Origin of the sequence: Curtobacterium sp. B18 (assembly GCF_000333375.1) — a bacterium.
In the GTDB taxonomy this organism is placed as follows: Bacteria; Actinomycetota; Actinomycetes; order Actinomycetales; family Microbacteriaceae; genus Curtobacterium.
The window spans coordinates 1-1,036 of record NZ_BACZ01000344.1 but is presented as its reverse complement, the minus strand read 5'-3'; the positions used below and the strand labels follow the sequence as shown (position 1 = coordinate 1,036).

Sequence of the window (1,036 nt, the reverse complement as noted above, 5' to 3'; positions counted from 1 at the left end):
CGAGGGCGCTGAACTCGACGGGGTCGCCCTGAGCGAGCAGGTTCAGCAGCGGCAGCCAGAGGGATGCTTCCTGACCGGTCTCGCTGGAGGTGAGTCGATCGGCCAGGGACGTGTTCTCAGTCATCGAAATCCTCTTTCGTTGTGCATGCGAGTGCGAGTGCGAGTGCGAGTGTTGGGCGGGGCTGAGCGGGGCGGGGCTGGGCTGAGCTGAGGCGGCGTGCGGTTAGGCGGCGCAGCAGGAGAGTTTGCTGATGTCGGTGCTGAAGGACTGCGCGGCGATCTTGATGCCCTCCGCCATCGTCAGGTACGGGCTCCACAGTGCCCCGACCTGATTGACGGTCATCCCCGCGGCGATGATGTAGACCCCCGCGGCGGCGAGGTCCGCGGCTTCCTTCCCGACCGCCGTGATGCCGACGATGCGGCCCGTGCTCGCTTCGGCGACCATCTTGATGAACCCACGCGTGTCCCGGTTCACCAGCGCGCGGGGCACGTACTCCAACGGCACCACCTGGCATCGGCACTGGATCCCTGCCGCGTTGGCCTGCCGGTCCGTCATCCCCACGGCGGCGACGGTCGGACTGGAGAAGATGATCCGCGGCAGGTTGCCGTAGTCGATCTTCCGGCCGGCATCGTTGAACGCGTTCTCGGCAACGAGGGCGCCATGCGCCGCGGCGACGTACACGTACTCCGGGTGCCCGGTCACGTCGCCGGCTGCCCAGACTCGCGGGTTCGTCGTCGCCAGCTCGTCGGTGACGACGACCTCACCCAGTTTCCCCACCTGCACCCCGACGGTGTCGAGGTGGAGCCCCTGCGTGACGGGTCGGCGGCCGGTCGCGACGAGCAGCTTCGCCGCCCGGAACTCCTCCCGGCCGCCGGAAACGGTCGCTGACGCCAGGACCTCGCCTGTTGCGGGGTCGGTGCGGACGGACGTCAGTGCGGCGCGGCGCACCACGCGGATGCCCTCGTCGGCGAAGACCGCGGCGAGGGTGCGCGCGACCTCCGGTTCCTCGCTCGAAGCGAGTCGGACCGGCCAGCA

The 1,036-nt window shown here is 69.4% G+C and carries 1 protein-coding gene; it reads right to left on the bottom strand.

Going from position 1 to position 1,036, the window contains the following annotated elements; genetic code table 11:
* Window positions 1-223: 223 nt before the first annotated feature.
* The coding region (locus tag I5E_RS09305; RefSeq protein ID WP_022906736.1) for an FAD-dependent oxidoreductase at window positions 224-1,036 on the bottom strand (813 nt) is incomplete at its 5' end.